Genomic DNA, 21,005 nt, shown 5'->3' on the forward strand with positions numbered 1-21,005 from the left:
GATGCGGGATCGCAATTTTGATGACATTGCAGAGAAGTTTTCCCGTAACATTTACGGTACCACCAAAGGTCAACTGAGACAGGCTATTCTTTGGCAGGATCTGGATCGCTTACTGACGACGTTTGGTGGGCAAAAACTACACATTCTGGACGCCGGCGGTGGTGAAGGACAGACGGCCATCAAAATGGCTGAATGTGGGCATTTCGTGACATTATGCGATCTGTCCGGCGAGATGATTGCCCGTGCGCAACAGGCGGCAGAGGCAAAAGGTGTGAGCGGAAACATGCATTTTATACAATGCGCCGCTCAGGACGTTGCTTCGCATTTGGAAAGCCCGGTTGATCTGATATTGTTTCATGCTGTGCTGGAGTGGGTGGCTGAACCGGTCAGCATGCTGCAGACTCTGTGGTCGGTATTACGTCCCGGCGGCGCGCTGTCGTTAATGTTCTACAATGCTAACGGTCTGTTGATGCATAACATGGTCGCAGGGAATTTTGACTATGTGCAGGTTGGGATGCCAAAACGTAAAAAACGTACGCTTTCACCAGACCACCCGCGTGATCCTCAGCAGGTTTACCAGTGGCTGGAGGATATCGGTTGGCAGATAACCGGTAAGACTGGCGTACGCGTGTTTCATGATTATCTGCGAGAAAAGCATAAACAGCGTGACGGTTATGAAATGTTACTTGAGTTAGAAACGCGCTATTGCCGCCAGGAGCCGTATATCAGCCTTGGTCGTTATATTCATGTCACCGCGCGCAAACCGCAGATGCAAGGATAACTTATGAGTGAATTTTCCCAGACAGTCCCCGAACTGGTTGCCTGGGCCAGAAAAAATGACTTCTCTATCTCTCTGCCGGTAGACAGACTTTCGTTCCTGTTGGCTGTGGCTACGCTAAACGGCGAACGACTGGACGGCGAGATGAGTGAAGGTGAACTGGTGGATGCGTTCCGCCATGTGAGTGATGCGTTTGAGCAAACCAGCGAAACCATCGGCGTTCGCGCCAACAACGCGATCAACGATATGGTGCGTCAACGTCTGCTGAACCGCTTTACCAGCGAACAGGCGGAAGGGAACGCCATTTATCGTTTGACGCCGCTCGGGATTGGCATCACCGATTACTATATTCGCCAGCGAGAATTCTCCACATTGCGGCTGTCAATGCAGTTGTCGATCGTGGCAGGTGAGCTAAAGCGTGCAGCAGACGCGGCGGATGAAGGCGGCGATGAGTTCCACTGGCACCGCAACGTTTACGCTCCGCTGAAATACTCGGTGGCGGAAATTTTTGACAGCATCGATCTGACGCAGCGCATTATGGATGAGCAACAGCAACAGGTTAAAGATGACATTGCGCAATTGCTGAATAAAGACTGGCGGGCTGCAATTTCCAGCTGTGAAATGCTGCTGTCTGAAACTTCCGGTACGCTGCGTGAGTTGCAGGACACGCTGGAAGCGGCGGGTGATAAGCTTCAGGCTAATCTGTTGCGTATTCAGGATGCCACGATGACGCATGACGACCTGCATTTCGTTGACCGTCTGGTATTTGACTTACAAAGCAAACTTGACCGAATTATTAGTTGGGGCCAGCAATCCATTGATTTGTGGATTGGCTACGATCGACACGTACATAAATTTATCCGCACCGCGATTGATATGGATAAAAACCGCGTCTTTGCCCAGCGCTTGCGCCAGTCTGTGCAGACATATTTTGACGATCCGTGGGCATTGACTTATGCCAATGCCGACCGATTGCTGGACATGCGTGACGAAGAGATGGTGTTGCGTGATGAAGAGGTTACCGGGGAGCTTCCGCCGGACCTGGAATATGAAGAATTTAACGAGATCCGCGAACAACTGGCGGCGATTATTGAAGAACAGTTGGCTATCTATAAATCCAGACAAACGCCACTGGATCTCGGTTTGGTAGTGCGCGAGTATCTGGCGCAATACCCACGTGCGCGTCACTTCGACGTAGCGCGTATTGTTATCGATCAGGCGGTACGCCTTGGCGTAGCGCAAGCAGATTTCACCGGACTGCCAGCCAAATGGCAGCCGATTAATGATTACGGAGCCAAGGTACAGGCGCATGTCATTGACAAATATTGAAAAAGTGATGCCGGTTAAGCTGGCGCAAGCGCTGGCGAATCCGTTATTTCCGGCGCTGGACAGCGCATTGCGTTCGGGTCGACACATTGGCCTGGATGAGCTGGACAATCATGCCTTCCTGATGGATTTTCAGGAATACTTTGAAGAGTTTTACAGCCGCTATAACGTGGAATTGATCCGTGCTCCGGAGGGTTTTTTCTACCTTCGTCCGCGTTCGACGACGCTCATTCCGCGTTCCGTCTTGTCTGAACTGGATATGATGGTGGGTAAAATTCTTTGTTATCTCTATCTCAGCCCGGAACGCCTGGCGAATGAAGGGATTTTTACCCAGCAGGAGCTGTATGACGAACTGCTGACGCTGGCTGACGAAGCAAAATTGCTCAGACTGGTGAATAACCGCTCTACGGGTTCGGACGTTGACCGCCAGAAGCTGCAGGAAAAGGTGCGTTCTTCTCTCAACCGCCTGCGTCGCTTAGGTATGGTGTGGTTTATGGGCCATGACAGCAGCAAATTCCGTATTACGGAATCTGTTTTCCGCTTTGGCGCGGATGTTCGCAGCGGCGACGATCCGCGCGAAGCGCAGCGTCGCTTAATTCGTGATGGTGAAGCGATGTCGGTCGAAAACCGCCTGCAACTCAATGATGAGCCAGAAGAGAATCAGCCGGACAGTGGAGAGGAAGAATAATGATTGAACGCGGTAAATTTCGCTCACTTACGCTGATTAACTGGAATGGTTTTTTTGCCCGTACGTTTGATCTCGATGAACTGGTTACCACCTTGTCGGGGGGTAACGGTGCGGGTAAATCCACTACCATGGCGGCGTTTGTTACGGCGTTAATCCCGGACTTAACCCTGCTGCATTTCCGTAACACCACGGAAGCCGGTGCGACCAGCGGTTCACGTGATAAAGGCCTGCACGGTAAGCTAAAAGCGGGTGTCTGCTATTCCATGCTCGATGTCCTCAACTCGCGTCATCAGCGCGTAGTCGTCGGCGTTCGTCTGCAACAGGTGGCCGGGCGCGACCGTAAAGTTGATATCAAGCCGTTTGCCATTCAGGGGCTGCCGATGTCGGTACAGCCAACCGAGCTGGTAACGGAAACGCTGAACGAGCGCCAGGCTCGCGTCCTGTCTCTTCCTGAGCTGAAAGAGAAGCTCGATGAGATGGAAGGCGTGCAGTTTAAGCAGTTCAACTCAATAACCGATTACCACTCACTGATGTTCGATTTGGGCATCATCGCCCGTCGTCTGCGCTCAGCTTCCGACCGTAGTAAATTCTATCGCCTGATCGAAGCTTCACTGTACGGCGGGATTTCCAGCGCCATTACCCGTTCACTGCGCGACTATCTGTTGCCAGAAAACGGCGGGGTGCGTAAAGCGTTCCAGGATATGGAAGCCGCATTGCGGGAAAACCGCATGACGCTGGAAGCAATACGCGTAACTCAGTCTGACCGCGACTTGTTTAAGCACCTGATCAGCGAGGCAACGAACTATGTGGCGGCGGACTATATGCGCCACGCCAACGAACGTCGCATTCATCTGGATAAAGCGTTGGAATATCGTCGCGAGTTGTATACCTCGCGCAAACAGCTGGCGGCGGAACAGTACAAGCATGTCGAGATGGCGCGCGAGCTGGGCGAACATAACGGTGCGGAAGGCGACCTTGAAGCCGATTATCAGGCGGCCAGCGATCACCTGAATCTGGTGCAAACCGCGCTCCGGCAGCAGGAAAAAATCGAACGCTATGAAGCGGATCTCGAAGAGTTGCAGATCCGCCTCGAAGAACAAAATGAAGTGGTAGCGGAAGCCGCTGACCGCCAGGATGAAAATGAGGCTCGTGCGGAAGCCGCCGAACTGGAAGTGGATGAGCTGAAAAGCCAGCTTGCCGATTACCAGCAAGCGCTGGACGTTCAGCAAACACGAGCCATTCAGTACACCCAGGCGATTCAGGCGTTGAGCCGGGCTAAAGAGCTCTGCCATTTACCGGATCTGACGGCGGACAGCGCGGCGGAATGGCTGGAAACCTTCCAGGCAAAAGAGCAAGAAGCTACTGAAAAACTGCTGACGCTGGAACAGAAAATGAGCGTGGCGCAAACCGCGCACAGTCAGTTCGAACAGGCTTACCAGTTGGTAGTGGCGATCAACGGCCCACTGGCGCGCGGGGAAGCCTGGAGCGTTGCACGTGAATTGTTGCGTGAAGGCGTTGAGCAGCGTCATCTGGCGGAACAGGTTCAACCGCTGCGTATGCGCCTGGGTGAGCTGGAACAGCGCCTGCGCGAACAACAGGAAGCGGAACGTCTGCTGGCGGAGTTCTGTAAACGTCAGGGCAAACATTTCGATATTGATGAGCTGGAAGCCCTGCATCAGGAGCTGGAAGCTCGTATCGCTGCCTTGTCTGATAGCGTGTCGTCTGCCAGCGAACAGCGTATGACGCTGCGTCAGGAGCAGGAGCAACTGCAATCCCGCATTCAGCATTTAATGCAACGTGCTCCTGTCTGGCTGGCGGCGCAAAATAGCCTGAATCAGCTCAGCGAGCAGTGCGGCGAAGAGTTCACCTCCAGCCAGGAGGTTACTGAATATCTGCAACAACTGCTGGAACGCGAACGTGAAGCCATTGTTGAGCGTGATGAAGTCGGTGCGCGTAAAAACGCCGTTGATGAAGAGATTGAGCGCTTAAGCCAGCCGGGTGGTGCGGAAGATCAACGTCTGAATGCGCTGGCGGAACGCTTCGGCGGCGTGCTGCTGTCTGAAATCTATGACGACGTTAGCCTTGAAGATGCACCGTACTTTTCCGCGTTGTATGGTCCGTCACGCCATGCCATTGTTGTGCCGGATCTCTCACTCATCACCGGGCAACTCGAAGGACTGACAGATTGCCCGGAAGATCTCTATTTCATCGAAGGGGATCCGCAGTCGTTCGATGACAGCGTCTTCAGCGTGGATGAGCTGGAAAAAGCGGTGGTGGTGAAAACCGCTGAACGTCAGTGGCGTTATTCCCGCTTCCCGACAGTACCAATTTTTGGTCGTGCCGCGCGGGAAAGCCGCATTGAAACCCTGCATGCTGAACGTGAGGGGCTGTCCGAACGTTTCGCCACGCTCTCTTTTGACGTCCAGAAAACTCAGCGTTTGCATCAGGCGTTTAGCCGTTTTATCGGTAGCCATCTGTCGGTTGCGTTTGAAGCCGACCCGGAAGCGGAAATTCGTCAATTAAACAGCCGTCGTGTAGAACTGGAACGTGCGTTGACCAATCATGAAAATGATAACCAACAGCAGCGTATGCAGTTTGAACAGGCGAAAGAGGGCGTCTCTGCCCTGAACCGCCTGTTGCCGCGATTGAATCTGCTGGCAGATGATACGCTCGCCGATCGCGTGGACGAAATTCGCGAACGCCTGGATGAAGCCGAGGAAGCGGCACGCTTTGTTCAGCAGCATGGCAATCAACTGGCCAAACTGGAACCGATCGTTTCGGTTCTGCAAAATGACCCCGAGCAGTTTGAACAACTCAAAGAAGACTACGCGTATTCCCAGCAGGTACAGCGTGATGCACGTCAACAGGCTTTCGCGCTGACCGAAGTCGTACAGCGTCGGGCGCACTTTAGCTATTCTGACTCTGCTGAAATGCTTAACGGCAATAGCGATCTGAACGAGAAGCTACGCGAACGTCTGGAACATGCGGAAGCGGAGCGTACTCGCGCCCGTGAAGCGCTGCGCAGCCATGCTGCACAGTTGAGCCAGTACAGCCAGGTCATGGCCTCACTGAAAAGCTCCTACGACACCAAAAAAGAGCTGCTGAACGATTTACAACGCGAACTGCAGGATATCGGTGTTCGCGCTGACAGCGGCGCGGAAGAACGCGCGCGTATTCGTCGTGATGAACTGCATGCACAGTTGAGTAACAACCGTGCGCGCCGAAACCAGCTGGAAAAAGCGCTCACCTTCTGCGAAGCAGAGATGGATAACTTAACCCGCAGGTTGCGTAAGCTGGAGCGGGATTATCACGAAATGCGTGAGCAGGTAGTCACGGCGAAAGCCGGGTGGTGCGCGGTGATGCGGATGGTGAAAGACAACGGTGTTGAACGCCGTCTGCACCGTCGTGAACTGGCTTATCTTTCCGGTGATGAATTGCGTTCGATGTCGGATAAGGCGCTGGGGGCGTTGCGTCTGGCGGTGGCAGATAACGAACATTTGCGTGACGTGCTGCGCATGTCTGAAGATCCAAAACGGCCAGAACGTAAAATTCAGTTCTTTGTAGCGGTTTATCAGCATCTGCGCGAACGTATCCGTCAGGATATTATTCGTACCGACGATCCGGTTGAGGCCATCGAACAGATGGAAATTGAGCTGAGCCGCCTGACGGAAGAATTAACCTCCCGCGAACAGAAGCTGGCGATCAGCTCACGCAGCGTGGCGAACATCATCCGTAAGACTATCCAGCGCGAGCAAAACCGTATTCGTATGCTGAACCAGGGGCTGCAAAGCGTATCGTTCGGTCAGGTGAACAGCGTTCGTCTGAACGTGAATGTGCGTGAAACGCATGCCACCTTGCTGGATGTACTTTCTGAGCAGCATGAACAGCATCAGGATCTGTTTAACAGCAACCGTCTGACCTTCTCCGAAGCGCTGGCGAAGCTGTATCAGCGTCTTAATCCGCAGATAGACATGGGACAACGCACGCCGCAAACCATCGGTGAAGAACTACTGGACTACCGTAACTATCTGGAAATGGAAGTCGAAGTTAACCGTGGTTCCGACGGCTGGTTGCGTGCTGAATCCGGTGCTCTGTCAACGGGTGAAGCGATCGGAACCGGTATGTCGATTTTGGTGATGGTTGTGCAAAGCTGGGAAGATGAAGGCCGTAGGCTGCGCGGGAAAGATATTTCCCCATGTCGCCTGCTGTTCCTTGATGAAGCAGCCCGACTGGATGCGCGCTCTATCGCGACCCTGTTTGAGCTTTGCGAGAGGCTGCAGATGCAGCTTATTATCGCTGCGCCGGAAAACATCAGTCCTGAGAAAGGCACCACCTATAAACTGGTGCGTAAGGTCTTCCAGAATACCGAGCACGTTCATGTGGTTGGCCTGCGCGGATTTGCACCTCAGTTACCGGAGCCGCTGCCGGGAATCGAAGATGCCTCCTCGCAGGCAAGCTAAGTATAAGTAATAAAGCGGCCAAAAGGCCGCTTTATTCTTTTATGAAAACCCGGTTTGCTGGGTGAAATTTCTTTAAACTTCTTTACATTAGGTCAGGCAAAAAATTTTTGATGTTTATATACTGAAGGTAAGCCTGACGAGTAAACCAGGCTTGCTCGTCATACTTTAGATTGTATTGGCGTTTTTCAGGTCCAGCCCATGATGAATGGATATGAGCATGTGGCCTGGCTATTCAGAGTATGATAAAGAAAACAGGGGGCAAGGGATGTTGCTTAATAAAATGTGTGGTCGTCGGCTGTCGGCAATCAGTTTGTGCCTGGCCGTAACATTCGCTCCACTGTTCAATGCACAGGCCGATGAGCCTGAAATGATTCCTGGTGACAGCTCTGCGGTTGTTAGTGAACAGCCAACCGCGCTATCACAACCGCAGGCACAATCTTTTGCGACAGCCATTATGGCGGGGATTCAACCTCTGCCGGATGGCGTGTCTGTGGATAAAGCCCGCGCAGAATTACAATCTCAACTTCCGGCAGGTTATACGCCAGTTTATATGAGCCAACTGGAACTGCTGTACGCCGCACGCGAAATGAAACCGATGTGGGAAAATCGTGATGCGGTAAAAGCTTTTCAGCAACAGTTAGCCGAGGTGGCTATTGCCGGTTTTCAGCCGCAGTTTAACACCTGGGTAGCGTTATTGACCGATCCAGGCGTAACGGGGCTGGCGCGGGATGCTGTTCTTTCTGACGCGATGATGGGTTATCTTCACTTCATTGCCAATATCCCCGTTAAAGGTAACCGCTGGCTTTACAGCGATAAGCCTTATGCGCTGGCGACGCCGCCGCTCTCGGTGATTAACCAATGGCAGGTGGCCCTCGATAATGGTCAGTTAACCTCGTTTATTGCCAGCCTGACGCCTCAGCATCCGCAGTATTCAGTGATGCATGAGTCATTGCTGAAGCTGGTGGGGGATTCACGCCCCTGGCCGCAATTAACCAGCACGACTACGCTGCGCCCGGGTGAGTGGAGTAAAGACATTCCGGCGCTGCGTGAAATTTTGCGGCGTACCGGGATGCTGGATGCGTCAGTCAGCACGGCAGCAAAAGAAGGGCGTAGCGCTTACGATCGTGAGCTTGTCGGCGCGGTGAAGCGTTTTCAGGCCTGGCAAGGTCTTGGGGCCGACGGTACGATTGGACCTGCCACCCGTGACTGGTTGAACGTGACTCCAGCGCAGCGTGCCGGCGTGCTGGCCCTGAATATTCAGCGTTTGCGCCTGCTGCCGGGTGATTTATCGACCGGTATCATGGTCAATATTCCCGCTTATTCACTGGTTTATTATCAGAATGGTAATCAGGTGCTGGCGTCCCGCGTTATCGTCGGGCGACCTGACCGTAAAACGCCGATGATGAGCAGTGCGCTGAATAACGTGGTCGTTAACCCACCATGGAACGTCCCACCGACGCTGGCACGTAAAGATATTCTGCCCAAGGTATGGAACGATCCGGGATATCTTGAGCGCCACGGATATACCGTGATGCGTGGCTGGAACAGCAAAGAGGCGATAGATCCATGGCAGGTCGATTGGGCAACCATTACGCCTTCAAATCTGCCGTTCCGCTTCCAGCAAGCGCCGGGCGCGCGCAACTCATTGGGACGATATAAATTCAATATGCCAAGTTCAGATGCTATCTATCTGCACGATACGCCGAATCATACGTTGTTCCAGAAAGATACTCGGGCGCTGAGCTCTGGTTGTGTGCGCGTCAATAAGGCTTCTGAACTGGCGAATATGCTGCTGCAGGATGCTGGCTGGAATGATACGCGGATCTCGGATGCTCTGAAGCAGGGGGATACCCGGTATGTGAATATTCGCCAGAATATTCCAGTCAATCTCTACTACCTGACTGCATTTGTTGGAGCCGATGGTCGTACCCAATATCGTACAGATATTTACAATTACGATCTGACGGCGCGATCCAGTGCACAAATTGTGTCAAAAGCTGAACAATTAATCAGATAAATTAAGCAGTTCGAGGAAAATGATTGTCGTAAGTTATGCTGGAAACGGGGCAAAATGGCTGTAAGCCCCGTGTTTCCTGGGGTTGGGAGCCTTGACGTGGACTACTTAGCCAGATAAGGTTTCCCGCGTGCGCTGAAGCATACATACGATAACATTGACCTGTAGACTTAATACCATGGACAAATTTGACGCTAATCGCCGCAAATTGCTGGCGCTTGGTGGCATTGCCCTCGGCGCTGCCATCCTGCCTACGCCTGCGTTTGCTACACTCTCTACCCCACGTCCGCGCATTTTGACTCTGAATAACCTTCATACCGGAGAGTCAATTAAAGCAGAGTTTTTTGATGGCAGGGGCTATATTCAGGACGAATTAGCTAAACTTAATCACTTTTTCCGTGATTTTCGCGCGAATAAAGTGAAATCCATCGACCCGGGATTGTTCGATCAACTCTTCCGTCTGCAAGGCCTTCTGGGCACGCGTAAACCCGTACAGCTTATTTCTGGTTACCGCTCTATTGATACCAATAATGAATTACGTGCGCACAGCCGTGGTGTGGCAAAGAAAAGCTACCACACGAAAGGGCAGGCCATGGATTTCCATATTGAAGGCATCGCATTAAGTAATATTCGCAAAGCTGCGTTATCTATGCGCGCAGGTGGTGTAGGATACTACCCACGCAGTAACTTTGTGCATATTGACACCGGGCCGGCGCGTCACTGGTGATCCATAAGCTTAATGAAACAGGAGCCGTATGAACTATCGTATTATTCCGGTCACTGCATTCGCCCAGAATTGCTCGCTGATCTGGTGTGAGCAAACCCGTCTGGCTGCGCTGGTCGATCCCGGCGGCGATGCTGAGAAAATCAAACAGGAAGTGGATGCCAGCGGCCTGACGCTAATGCAGATCCTGCTTACGCACGGTCATCTTGACCATGTAGGTGCAGCGTCTGAACTGGCGCAACACTACGGCGTACCGGTTATCGGTCCGGAAAAAGAAGATGAGTTCTGGTTGCAGGGGCTTCCCGCTCAGAGTCGTATGTTTGGTCTGGGAGACTGCGAGCCGTTGACGCCCGATCGCTGGTTGAACGAAGGCGATAGAGTAAGCGTTGGGAATGTGACGCTACAGGTGTTGCATTGTCCGGGTCACACCCCGGGACATGTGGTCTTCTTTGATGAACAGTCACAGTTACTGATTTCAGGTGACGTGATTTTCAAAGGTGGCGTTGGACGCAGTGATTTTCCACGTGGGGATCACAGCCAGTTGATCGATTCGATTAAACGTAAATTATTGCCGCTGGGTGATGATGTGACGTTTATTCCGGGGCACGGCCCACTTTCGACGTTGGGCAACGAACGGCTACATAATCCGTTCCTGCAGGATGAAATGCCAGTCTGGTAATCTACTCCGATAAATGAAAAAGGCCGCTATTGCGGCCTTTTTAGTGCTCAATAGCTTACAGCACAGCAACAATCGCTTCGCACAGTGGCGCCATGTTATCTGGCGTCATTCCTGCAACGTTTACACGTCCGGACGCTACGGCATAAACACCGAACTCTTCACGCAGACGCAGAACCTGCTCTTTTGTCAGGCCACTGAATGAGAACATGCCGTTCTGTTTAATGATAAAGCTGAAGTCGCGGTTTGCACCTTTCTCCTGCAGTGTATTAACAAACAGCAGACGCATGCGCTGAATGCGTTGACGCATATCGGTCAGTTCCTGCTCCCAGATAGCGCGCAGGGCATCATTGCTCAGGATGGTTGCCACAACTGACGCACCGTGTGCTGGTGGATTGGAATAGTTGGCACGAATGACAGACTTCATCTGGCTGAATGCGCGATCGACGGTTTCGGCATCGGCAGCAACCAGCGTACAGGCGCCTACGCGCTCATTGTACAGACCAAAGTTTTTGGAATAGGAGCTGGCGACAATAAGCTCTTTATGTAACGCAGCGAATGCGCGCAGGCCTTCAGCATCTTCTTCCAGGCCACGGGCAAAGCCCTGATAAGCGAAGTCGAACAGCGGTAACCAGCCTTTTTCGACAGACAGTTGCGCCAGCGTCTGCCACTGTTCCAGTGTAGGATCAATACCGGTTGGGTTATGGCAGCAACCGTGGAATAACACCACGTCACCTGCCTGCGCTTCACTAAGGCTTGCCAGCAGCGCATCAAAGTCTAAAGAATGGTTTGCCGCATCGTAATAGTTGTATTCACGTACTTCCAGACCAGCAGAGTTAAATACGCTCTTATGGTTTGGCCAGCTTGGATTACTCACCCATACGCGTTTGGTTGCGGTGTTTTTTGCCAGGAAATCAGCAGCCACACGCAATGCACCGGTACCGCCAGGGGTCTGTGCTGTACGTGCGCGTTTGTCGTTAATCAGAACGCTACCTTTACCAAACAGCAATTCCTGAGTGCAACGACCAAACTCTGGAATACCGTCAATGCCAAGGTAGTTTTTGGTGGTTTCATTTTCCAGTATATACTGCTCGGCTTTTTTAACGCTGGTCAGCACCGGCGTTTTGCCTGTCTCATCTTTATATACACCAATCCCAAGGTTGATTTTTCCTGGGCGGTCATCGGCACGAAACAAATCAGCCAGACCTAAAATAGGGTCGGCAGGAGCGGCGGTAATGTTCTCAAACATGACGAGGTTCCATTGTGATTACAGAAGGGAAGTCCGCTATCAGGTTAACGGTAGATTTACAAAATGCCAACCGTTACTGACAAAAAGCAGAGGGGTTTTTTGAAGACGCAAGAATCCGCTGGCACAGATAAAAAAACAGGACCGAAGTCCTGTTTTTTAGGCATTTAACAAAGAGGTCTGCTATTAGAACTGGTAAACGATACCAACTGCAACGGTGTCGTCAGAGCCTACGCCCAGTTTGTTGTCAGAATCGATCTGGTTGATGATGTAATCAACATAGGTGGACATGTTTTTGTTGAAGTAGTAAGTCGCACCCACTTCGAAGTAGTTCACCAGATCTACGTCACCGATGCCTTCGATATCCTTACCTTTAGATTTGGTATAGGCGATGGACGGGCGCAGACCGAAGTCGAACTGATACTGAGCAACTAACAGCACGTCTTCAGTTTTGTTAGCATAGCCATTAGAAATACGGGTAGCGTTGCGGGTTTCGCTGTAGTTCGCCGCCAGGTAGATGCTGTTAGCATCGTATTTCAAGCCGGTCGCCCATTGTTCAGCTTTATCGCCATGACCACGCAGAGTCGGGTTCTGTTGTGCATCAGTACGATCTGCTGCACCGTAAGCACCCACGATACCGAAACCATCGAATTCGTAGCTTACAGAACCGCCAACGCCGTCACCGTTAGAGCGACGAACGTCATCACGCTCGTTTTTGCCCAGGTACTGGACAGCGAAGCTCAGGCCTTCAACCAGACCGAAGAAGTTGGAGTTACGGTAAGTTGCGAGACCACCGTTACGCTGGGAGAAGAACTGGTCAGAAGCGGCAGTATCACCACCGAATTCTGGCAGCATATCGGTGTAACCCAGTGCATCGTAAACGACGCCATAGTTACGACCGTAGTCGAAGGAACCAGCATCACCGAATTTCAGACCAGCGAATGCCAGACGGGTTTTGTTACCGTCCTGAGCATTTGAGCCTTCAGCGTTGTTACCAGCAAAGTTGTATTCCCACTGACCGTAACCGGTCAGATCGGAATTGATCTGAGTTTCCCCTTTGAAACCAAGACGGGCATATGTCTGGTCGCCGTTAGCGGCGTAGGCATTGTCACCGTTGTGCTTGGAAAAATAGTGCAGACCTACTGCTTTACCATACAGGTCTACTTTGTTGCCATCTTTGTTGTAGATTTCTGCAGCGTTAGCTGCCCCGGCTACCAGCAGAGCAGGGATAACCACTGCCAGAATATTGCGCTTCATCATTATTTATTACCCTCATCGGTTTTTATATGACACCTGCCACTGCCGCCAATAAATTCCGTCAATAAAAATTTACGGAACTATTGATGAGAGTTTGGTGTCTTTATGTGTCTGACAGGCATCTTTCCATTCAAACTACCGTTCCGCTACCGTCAAAGTGCTACAAATATAAAGATTTAGTTTCAAAAAGAAAAAATGTGTAACTAAATGTTATTTTTGTGCAACTTTGTGAACGACTTCAAATTTCGGCTGTCTCTGTGCTTAAAATTGCTCCGTTTATTTCTATTTATATGATTTCCTTATACTTAATTTTGCTAATGGCATTTTCCCTGTGTCATATGAGAAAGATCCATTTTTACACTTGACTATTTATAGACGTCCAGAATGCCATGTAGTTGGTTAAAAAATGTGCTATATAATCAGAAAATGCTAATCCACAATAAAATCAGTGATTATTTTTTGTGCAAATATGTTGCAAGGAAATATTAAGTAACAGGATGGGAGAGTTTTGGGATTGTGTTTAAGGAGTAATGCGAGTCTGAATATAAAAAAGGCCAGCATTGCTGGCCTTATAGGTTTAAAAATTCTGGATTAGAAGCTGGCGTTACGCGGAGTACGCGGGAACGGGATAACATCACGGACGTTTTGTACGCCAGTGACATAAGCGATTAGACGCTCAAAGCCCAGACCGAAACCGGAATGCGGAACGGTGCCATAACGACGCAGATCGCGATACCACCAGTAATCTTCTTTGTTCAGTCCCATCTCCAGCATACGGGCATCAAGCACGTCCAGACGCTCTTCACGCTGAGAACCACCGATGATTTCACCGATTCCTGGTGCCAGTACGTCCATCGCAGCAACGGTTTTACCGTCTTCGTTAAGGCGCATGTAAAACGCTTTAATGTCTTTCGGGTAGTTTTTAACGACCACCGGTGCTTTAAAGTGCTCTTCGGCGAGGTAACGTTCATGCTCGGAAGATAAGTCCACCCCCCAGTAAACCGGGTTCTCGAACTTTTTGCCGCATTTTTCGAGGATGCTCACCGCATCGGTGTAATCAACCTGCGCAAAATCTGCCTCAATGAAACGCTCCAGACGTGAAACCGCGTCTTTGTCGACACGTTCTGCGAAGAATTTCATATCATCTGCACGTTCTTCCAGTACGGCCTTGAACGCGTACTTCAGCATGGCTTCAGCCAGTCCTGCTACATCGTTCAGATCGGCGAAAGCCACTTCCGGCTCCAGCATCCAGAACTCTGCCAGGTGGCGGCTGGTGTTGGAGTTTTCTGCACGGAAAGTTGGTCCAAATGTATAAATTTTGGACAGGGCGCAGGCGTAGGTTTCGCCGTTCAACTGACCGGAAACAGTCAGGAAAGCTTCTTTACCAAAGAAATCTTTGTCGAAATCGACTTTGCCCTGATCGTTACGCGGCAGGTTTTCCAGATCCAGCGTAGACACGCGGAACATTTCACCAGCACCTTCGGTATCGGAGGCAGTGATCAGCGGCGTGGAGACCCAAAAGAAACCCTGCTCATGGAAAAAGCGATGCAGCGCTTGCGCCAGCGTATGACGTACACGCGCGACAGCACCAATCATGTTGGTACGAGGACGCATGTGAGCCACTTCACGCAGATACTCAATGCTGTGACGCTTTGCTGCCATTGGATAGGTATCAGGATCTTCAACCCAGCCAGCTACTTCAACCTCAGTGGCCTGAATTTCAAAGCTCTGTCCCTGTCCCGGTGACGCAACGACTTTACCCGTTACGATAACTGAACAACCCGTCGTCAGGCGTAATACGTCCTGATTGTAATTGGGCAGAGAATTATTGATGACGGCCTGTACAGGATCAAAGCAGGAACCGTCATAAACGGCGAGGAAGGAGATGCCAGCTTTTGAATCTCGGCGGGTACGTACCCATCCGCGCACGGTGACTTCGCTGTCAACGGCTACGCGGCCCTGGAGTACGTCGGCTACAGGCACAACGCTCATAATATTCTCTCTGTTAATAGTCGGATATATAAACACATGTCCACCCGTAATGGGGGGGATACCTATGTTACCTGGCATCTGCAATCAGACAAGCAGAATTCGTAGCTGGAGTGAAAGATTTCAGAAATAAACGTTAAAAGGGAGTCGAAACGACTCCCTGAAGGGATTAACTGGCTTTTTTGATATGTGGAAGGTCAAAGGCTTTGCGCAATGCGCGGACAAATGCTTTATCGTGGCAGATTGTTTTACCCGGACTGTCAGATAACTTTGCCACCGGCTTACCGTTGCATTCAACCAGCTTGATTACAATATTCAGCGGCTTAACCTGGGGGATGTTGCAGGTTAAGCGCGTCCCGATGCCAAAACTCAATTGTACGCGAGAAGAGAAGTGACGATAGAGTTCAATCGCTTTCTTCAAGTCGAGATTATCTGAGAACACCAGCGTTTTGCTGAGCGGATCAATCCCCAGTTTCTCGTAATGCGCGATGGCTTTTTCACCCCATTCCACCGGATCGCCTGAGTCATGGCGTAAGCCCTGATAGCGGGTAGCAAACTCAACGCCAAAGTCGCGTAAAAACGCGTCCATGGTAATGCAGTCGGTCAGAGCGATGCCGAGTTGGTCGGGGTATTCATTAAGCCATGCAGCAAGCGCAACGCGCTGGCTGGTAGCCAGTTCGGGGCTGATTTGCTGATGCGCCTGGAACCATTCATGCGCCTGGGTTCCCATCGGCGTTAATGACAGACGACGGGCAAGATCGTAGTTACTGGTGCCAACAAACCACGGTTCCTGCTGGAGACGTTCAACAATTGCCTGCTGTACTTCACGAGAAAAACGACGACGCGTGCCGAAATCCATCAGATGGAAGCGGGACATATCGATATCTTTCGTTAAAGCAGAGAATTCGACTAGTTTGCCTTCCAGCTCATCCAGTGCCTGCGGTACGCCAGATTCTGGCGAACGGTAACGGTGCACCAGTTCGCTGATGACCGCGAGCAGAGGGACTTCCCACATGATCACTTCACGCCACGGGCCGGTTAAGCGGATATTCAACTTACCATTATCGTTGGTGACGCAGACTTGTTCCGGGTTGTAGCGGAAATCGCGTAACCAGGTAAGGTAGTCAGCTTTAAAGAAGGGCAGGCCGGAGAGCCACTGGTACTCGTCCTCCTGAAGTCGCAGGTGCTGCATAGCATTCACCTGCTCTCGAATAGTATCGGCATAAATACCGAGCAGGTCATCGCCACGGCAACGAAATTCAGCCGCTACTTGTACATCATAGTAGTGGTGAAAAACGGCTTGCTGCATATGCAACTTATAAGCGTCTGTATCCAGCAGCGAGTGCAGAACAGGAGAAGCGAATTGTGTCATAGGTGCGCAGTAGCATCCTCTCACGGGAGCGTTTAGTACAATAAACAACTAAGAAAACCGCTGGAGTATACCCTGTTTAGCGATTTATTGAACCCCGATCACACCATAAGCGCTCTTTCTGGTCGAGGGCATTTTGTGCCTCGTGTTATTAAAATGTAGCAAAAAGGGTGTTTGTGCCTGAAAAGATAAACATTCTGCGTAGCGCGATTTACGCAACAGGAATAGACTGAAGCCGAGACTCTACAAAAGATGCTAAAGGTTTTTTATGACACAACAGCCACAAGCCAAATACCGTCACGACTATCGTGCACCGGATTACCAGATTACTGATATTGACTTGACCTTTGACCTGGATGCTGAAAAAACCGTGGTCACAGCACTGAGCCAGGCTGTCCGCCATGGTGCGTCTGATGCTCCTCTTCGCCTGAATGGCGAAGACTTGACCCTGGTGTCAATCCACGTGAACGATGTGCCGTGGACAGAGTATAAAGAAGAAGAGGGTGCTCTGGTCATTAGTCACCTGCCGGAACGTTTTACCCTGTGTATCGTAAATGAGATCAGCCCGGCGACAAATACCGCGCTGGAAGGGCTGTATCAGTCCGGCGATGCACTTTGTACACAGTGTGAAGCGGAAGGTTTCCGTCACATTACCTGGTATCTTGACCGTCCGGACGTGCTGGCGCGGTTTACCACTAAGATCATCGCTGATAAAACCAAATATCCTTTCCTGCTTTCTAACGGAAACCGTATTGCTCAGGGTGAGCTGGATAACGGTCGTCACTGGGTCCAGTGGCAGGATCCGTTCCCGAAACCGTGTTATCTGTTCGCGCTGGTAGCCGGTGATTTTGACGTGCTGAGCGACACCTTTACGACCCGTTCCGGGCGTGACGTGGCGCTGGAATTGTACGTCGATCGCGGCAATCTGGACCGCGCACCGTGGGCAATGACCTCCCTGAAAAACTCCATGAAATGGGATGAGGAGCGTTTTGGCCTGGAGTATGACCTCGACATCTACATGATTGTCGCAGTGGACTTCTTCAATATGGGCGCGATGGAGAATAAAGGTCTGAACATCTTTAACTCCAAATATGTTCTGGCGCGTACTGATACCGCCACCGACAAAGACTACCTCGATATTGAGCGCGTCATTGGCCATGAATATTTCCACAACTGGACTGGCAATCGCGTGACCTGCCGCGACTGGTTCCAGTTAAGCCTGAAAGAAGGTTTAACCGTGTTCCGCGATCAGGAGTTCAGCTCCGATCTGGGTTCCCGTGCGGTCAATCGCATCAGCAATGTGCGTACCATGCGTGGTCTGCAGTTTGCCGAAGATGCCAGCCCGATGGCGCATCCTATCCGCCCGGACATGGTTATCGAAATGAACAACTTCTATACCCTGACGGTGTACGAAAAGGGTGCAGAAGTGATTCGCATGATCCACACCTTGCTGGGTGAGGCTAATTTCCAGAAAGGGATGCAACTCTATTTCGAACGCCATGACGGTAGCGCCGCGACCTGTGACGATTTTGTTCAGGCGATGGAAGATGCCTCAAATGTCGATCTCTCACATTTCCGCCGCTGGTACAGCCAGTCCGGAACGCCCATTGTGACAGTGCGTGATGACTATAATCCAACAAAAGAGCAGTACACGCTGACTATCAGTCAACGTACGCCAGCTACGCCGGATCAGGCGGAAAAGCAGCCATTGCACATTCCTTTTGCCATTGAGTTGTACGACAACGAAGGTAAAGTGATCCCATTGCAAAAAGGCGGGCACCCGGTGAATTCGGTGCTCAACGTCACGCAGGCTGAGCAAACATTCGTCTTTGATAATGTCTACTTCCAGCCAGTTCCGGCACTGCTGTGCGAATTCTCCGCACCGGTGAAGCTGGAATATAAATGGAGCGATCAGCAGTTGACGTTCCTGATGCGTCACGCACGCAACGATTTCTCTCGTTGGGACGCAGCGCAAAGCCTGCTGGCGACGTACATTAAGCTGAACGTTGCCCGTCATCAGCAGGGACAGCCATTGTCGCTGCCGGTACATGTTGCCGACGCATTCCGCGCGATTCTGCTGGATGAGAAAATCGATCCGGCTCTGGCGGCAGAGATCCTGACGCTACCTTCGGTGAATGAAATTGCTGAGCTGTTTGAGATTATCGATCCAGTGGCGATTACGGAAGTACGTGAGGCGCTAACCCGTACGCTGGCAGCCGAACTGGCAGATGAATTCCTGGCAATTTATAACGCCAATCATCTTGATGAATACCGTGTTGAACATGCCGATATTGGTAAGCGCACTCTGCGCAATGCCTGCCTGCGCTTCCTGGCTTTTGGTGAAACCCATCTGGCGGATACCCTGGTTAGTAAGCAGTACCGCGAAGCCAATAATATGACTGATTCGCTGGCGGCTCTGTCTGCAGCAGTAGCAGCGCAGTTGCCGTGCCGTGATGCATTGATGCAGGAGTATGACGACAAGTGGCATCATGACGGCCTGGTAATGGATAAATGGTTTATCCTGCAATCCACCAGCCCGGCGGACAATGTGCTGGGAACGGTACGTGGCCTGTTGCAGCATCGCTCCTTTAGCATGAGCAACCCAAACCGTATCCGTTCTTTGATTGGCGCTTTCGCGGGCAGCAACCCGGCGGCATTCCATGCAGAAGATGGCAGCGGTTATCAGTTCCTGGTCGACATGCTGACCGAGCTGAACAGCCGAAATCCACAGGTTGCCTCTCGTCTGATTGAACCGCTGATTCGTTTAAAACGTTATGATGCAAAACGACAGGCGAAGATGCGAGCGGCACTGGAACAGTTGAAAGGACTGGAGAATCTCTCTGGCGACCTGTTCGAGAAGATCACCAAAGCGTTAGCCTGATAATTTTGCCGGATGGTTGCATCACCATCCGGCATTATCAGCCGTGTCGACGAACCGGCTGCTCCGTATATCCGCGTTGCATGACCCGATTCAATACCTCCGCTTCAAGCTCGGCTAATCGTACCGACCCCAGCCGACGCGGACGCGGAATATCTACAGTCAGATCCAGTCCGATTTTCCCGTCTTCAATCAGCAACACGCGATCGGCCATTGCTACAGCCTCGCTGACATCATGCGTCACCAGCAAAACGGTAAATCCGTGTTCCTGCCACAACGAAACAATCAGATCCTGCATTTCGAGGCGGGTTAATGCATCCAGCGCACCGAGCGGTTCGTCGAGCAGCAGTAGGCCGGGCCGGTGTATCAATGCACGCGCCAGTGCGACGCGCTGTTTTTGTCCACCAGAAAGAGCAGCAGGCCACTCTGTCGCCCTGTTTTCCAGCCCTACTGCGGTTAGTGCCTTGCAGGCAGCATCTCGCCAGTTACCTTTGAGGCCCAGACCCACGTTATCGATCACGGATTTCCACGGCAGCAGGCGGGCATCCTGAAACATCATTCGGGTGTCATCCTGAATATCAGCCAGTGGAGTGATTCCGGCAAGTAACTCACCTGCGGTGGGCGATTCCAGCCCAGCAAGCAGTCGCAATAAAGTACTTTTTCCACCGCCGCTGCGACCGACTACCGCAACAAATTGCCCTGCGGGAATATGCAAATCTAACTGATTCAGTACCGTATTCCCGGCGTAGCGTTTCGTCACGGCGCTTAGCAAAAGCGGCGTTCCCTGATTTAAACGAGCAGTATTCATACTGTAGCCTCCTTCACGTGGTAAGCCGGGTTCCAGCGTAGCCAGATACGCTCCAGCAATTGCGCGCTGACGTCGGCAAGTTTGCCAAGCAGGGCGTAAAGAATGATCGCCACCACCACCACATCCGTTTGCAAAAATTCGCGGGCGTTCATCGCCAGATAGCCAATTCCGGCATTAGCGGAAATTGTTTCTGCCACGATCAGCGTTAGCCACATCAGCCCGAGGGAAAAACGCACACCGACCATAATTGAGGGCAGGGCACCGGGTAAGATGACATGAATAAAAAGTGAAACGCCGGATAAACCATAGCTGCGAGCCATCTCCACCAGCCCGCGATCGATATTGCGGATCCCGTGCCAGGTGTTAATGTAAATCGGGAACAGGGTACCCAACGCGACGAGAAAGATCTTGGCGGATTCATCTATACCGAACCACAAAATCACCAGTGGGATCAGCGCCAGGTGTGGCACATTACGCAGCATCTGTACGGAGGTATCCAGCAGGCGTTCGCCCCAGCGGGATAAACCACTTATCAGCCCCAGCGTCAGTCCAATGGATCCACCGATTGAAAACCCGATCAGCGCCCGCCAGGAGCTGATCGCCAGATGCTGCCAAAGTTCACCGCTGGATGAGAGCGTCCAGAAGGCCTCTATAACACCCTCTGGAGAGGGCAGAATACGGGTGGACAGCCAGCCCATTGAGGATGCCAATTGCCAGAGCGTCACCAGACTTACTGGTAAAAACCAGGGGGCAAGACGCAGCAGCCATGTATTTTTCGGCGTTGCCATCAGC

13 protein-coding genes and 1 pseudogene are annotated in these 21,005 nt (G+C 51.6%); 8 read left to right on the plus strand and 6 right to left on the minus strand.

Annotation, left to right across the window (positions count from 1 at the left end; genetic code table 11):
- The first annotated feature begins 1 nt into the window (after position 1).
- From cmoM to OGX98_RS05740, 7 genes and pseudogenes are all read left to right on the plus strand, one after another.
- A pseudogene (gene cmoM, locus OGX98_RS05710) lies at positions 2–792 on the plus strand (tRNA uridine 5-oxyacetic acid(34) methyltransferase CmoM).
- The gene (gene mukF / locus OGX98_RS05715; RefSeq protein ID WP_045441272.1) at positions 785–2,107 is read left to right on the plus strand and encodes a chromosome partition protein MukF; all 1,323 of its coding nucleotides are present in this window, start codon (positions 785–787) and stop codon (positions 2,105–2,107) included. The pseudogene cmoM and the gene mukF overlap by 8 nt, the downstream one beginning before the upstream one ends.
- Positions 2,088–2,792: a chromosome partition protein MukE gene (gene mukE / locus OGX98_RS05720; protein WP_045441273.1), complete on the plus strand. Its 705-nt coding sequence runs from the start codon at positions 2,088–2,090 to the stop codon at positions 2,790–2,792. The genes mukF and mukE overlap by 20 nt, the downstream gene beginning before the upstream one ends.
- Positions 2,792–7,252 (plus strand): chromosome partition protein MukB, encoded by a 4,461-nt coding sequence (gene mukB / locus OGX98_RS05725; protein WP_286594951.1) that lies wholly within the window; start codon positions 2,792–2,794, stop codon positions 7,250–7,252. Before mukE ends, mukB begins: the two co-directional genes overlap by 1 nt.
- 265 nt (positions 7,253–7,517) lie before the next feature.
- Complete coding sequence (gene ldtD, locus OGX98_RS05730) at positions 7,518–9,269, plus strand: L,D-transpeptidase (RefSeq protein ID WP_286594952.1); 1,752 nt, start codon at positions 7,518–7,520, stop codon at positions 9,267–9,269.
- A gap of 175 nt (positions 9,270–9,444) precedes the next feature.
- Positions 9,445–9,993, plus strand: coding sequence for a peptidoglycan L,D-endopeptidase MepK (gene mepK, locus OGX98_RS05735; RefSeq protein WP_016152461.1), 549 nt, complete (start codon positions 9,445–9,447; stop codon positions 9,991–9,993).
- Positions 9,994–10,021: 28 nt separating this feature from the next.
- Complete coding sequence (locus OGX98_RS05740) at positions 10,022–10,669, plus strand: MBL fold metallo-hydrolase (RefSeq protein WP_045441276.1); 648 nt, start codon at positions 10,022–10,024, stop codon at positions 10,667–10,669.
- Positions 10,670–10,724: 55 nt separating this feature from the next.
- Here the strand turns inward: OGX98_RS05740 and aspC are convergent, their stop codons facing one another.
- The 4 genes from aspC to pncB all read right to left on the minus strand — a co-directional run bounded on the left by aspC (position 10,725) and on the right by pncB (position 16,530).
- Positions 10,725–11,915 (minus strand): aspartate transaminase, encoded by a 1,191-nt coding sequence (gene aspC / locus OGX98_RS05745; RefSeq protein WP_045441277.1) that lies wholly within the window; start codon positions 11,913–11,915, stop codon positions 10,725–10,727.
- Between the two features lie 183 nt (positions 11,916–12,098).
- On the minus strand, positions 12,099–13,172 hold the full coding sequence (gene ompF, locus OGX98_RS05750) for a porin OmpF (protein ID WP_045441278.1): 1,074 nt from the start codon (positions 13,170–13,172) through the stop codon (positions 12,099–12,101).
- Between the two features lie 588 nt (positions 13,173–13,760).
- On the minus strand, positions 13,761–15,161 hold the full coding sequence (gene asnS / locus OGX98_RS05755) for an asparagine--tRNA ligase (RefSeq protein ID WP_048221751.1): 1,401 nt from the start codon (positions 15,159–15,161) through the stop codon (positions 13,761–13,763).
- A 166-nt stretch (positions 15,162–15,327) separates the two neighbouring features.
- Complete coding sequence (gene pncB / locus OGX98_RS05760) at positions 15,328–16,530, minus strand: nicotinate phosphoribosyltransferase (protein WP_200013115.1); 1,203 nt, start codon at positions 16,528–16,530, stop codon at positions 15,328–15,330.
- Positions 16,531–16,795: 265 nt separating this feature from the next.
- On the opposite strand from pncB, the gene pepN reads away from it, so the two are divergent.
- The gene (pepN, locus tag OGX98_RS05765) at positions 16,796–19,408 is read left to right on the plus strand and encodes an aminopeptidase N (RefSeq protein WP_286594953.1); all 2,613 of its coding nucleotides are present in this window, start codon (positions 16,796–16,798) and stop codon (positions 19,406–19,408) included.
- Between the two features lie 37 nt (positions 19,409–19,445).
- Here the strand turns inward: pepN and ssuB are convergent, their stop codons facing one another.
- Both ssuB and ssuC read right to left on the minus strand, forming a co-directional pair.
- Entirely contained in the window at positions 19,446–20,213 is a 768-nt protein-coding gene (gene ssuB / locus OGX98_RS05770; RefSeq protein WP_045441335.1) for an aliphatic sulfonates ABC transporter ATP-binding protein, read from the minus strand.
- Entirely contained in the window at positions 20,210–21,001 is a 792-nt protein-coding gene (ssuC, locus tag OGX98_RS05775) for an aliphatic sulfonate ABC transporter permease SsuC (protein ID WP_200013113.1), read from the minus strand. Before ssuC ends, ssuB begins: the two co-directional genes overlap by 4 nt.
- Between the last annotated feature and the right edge of the window lie 4 nt (positions 21,002–21,005).

It is taken from the genome of Citrobacter sp. Cm046 (assembly GCF_030333065.1).
GTDB lineage: Bacteria > Pseudomonadota > Gammaproteobacteria > Enterobacterales > Enterobacteriaceae > Citrobacter > Citrobacter murliniae.

What these genes read in the sequence shown, in the direction of transcription:
- mukF (WP_045441272.1), top strand. Translation starts at nt 785, where the DNA reads ATGAGTGAATTTTCCCAGACAGTCCCCGAACTGGTTGCCTGGGCCAGA.
- mukE (WP_045441273.1), top strand. Translation starts at nt 2,088, where the DNA reads ATGTCATTGACAAATATTGAAAAAGTGATGCCGGTTAAGCTGGCGCAA.
- mukB (WP_286594951.1), top strand. Translation starts at nt 2,792, where the DNA reads ATGATTGAACGCGGTAAATTTCGCTCACTTACGCTGATTAACTGGAAT.
- ldtD (WP_286594952.1), top strand. Translation starts at nt 7,518, where the DNA reads ATGTTGCTTAATAAAATGTGTGGTCGTCGGCTGTCGGCAATCAGTTTG.
- mepK (WP_016152461.1), top strand. Translation starts at nt 9,445, where the DNA reads ATGGACAAATTTGACGCTAATCGCCGCAAATTGCTGGCGCTTGGTGGC.
- OGX98_RS05740 (WP_045441276.1), top strand. Translation starts at nt 10,022, where the DNA reads ATGAACTATCGTATTATTCCGGTCACTGCATTCGCCCAGAATTGCTCG.
- aspC (WP_045441277.1), bottom strand. Translation starts at nt 11,915, where the DNA reads ATGTTTGAGAACATTACCGCCGCTCCTGCCGACCCTATTTTAGGTCTG.
- ompF (WP_045441278.1), bottom strand. Translation starts at nt 13,172, where the DNA reads ATGATGAAGCGCAATATTCTGGCAGTGGTTATCCCTGCTCTGCTGGTA.
- asnS (WP_048221751.1), bottom strand. Translation starts at nt 15,161, where the DNA reads ATGAGCGTTGTGCCTGTAGCCGACGTACTCCAGGGCCGCGTAGCCGTT.
- pncB (WP_200013115.1), bottom strand. Translation starts at nt 16,530, where the DNA reads ATGACACAATTCGCTTCTCCTGTTCTGCACTCGCTGCTGGATACAGAC.
- pepN (WP_286594953.1), top strand. Translation starts at nt 16,796, where the DNA reads ATGACACAACAGCCACAAGCCAAATACCGTCACGACTATCGTGCACCG.
- ssuB (WP_045441335.1), bottom strand. Translation starts at nt 20,213, where the DNA reads ATGAATACTGCTCGTTTAAATCAGGGAACGCCGCTTTTGCTAAGCGCC.
- ssuC (WP_200013113.1), bottom strand. Translation starts at nt 21,001, where the DNA reads ATGGCAACGCCGAAAAATACATGGCTGCTGCGTCTTGCCCCCTGGTTT.